1 pseudogene is annotated in these 285 nt (G+C 58.9%); it reads left to right on the top strand.

Annotated features, from left to right (window positions below):
* Positions 1–285, top strand: a pseudogene (locus BN1800_RS39955) (amino acid ABC transporter permease); the annotation flags it as partial.

Below are 285 nucleotides of genomic sequence, written 5' to 3'. Positions count from 1 at the left end.
CTTCTCGGCTACATCGTTTTCGTGGGCCTGAACGTGCGGGGGGTGGAGCTCTCATTTAACGTGACAGTGATCGTCACCCTGATCGCCCTTGCCATCCTCGCATTCTTCTTCGTGAGCGCCGTCCCGTTCATCGATTTCGGCAAATATGCAATGAACATTGGCGTCGATCCCACGACTGGTACAGCCATCGAACTTCCGGACGGCGGTGGGCCGTTTCTGCCGTTCGGCGTCTACGGCGTTCTGGCCTCGATGCCCTTCGCCGTCTGGCTGTTCCTGGCGATCGAG

Origin of the sequence: Rhizobium sullae (genome assembly GCF_900169785.1) — a bacterium.
Taxonomy (GTDB): Bacteria; Pseudomonadota; Alphaproteobacteria; order Rhizobiales; family Rhizobiaceae; genus Rhizobium; species Rhizobium sullae.
The sequence above is the reverse complement of the archived record's forward strand: the minus strand, read 5'-3'. Positions and strand labels throughout refer to the sequence as shown.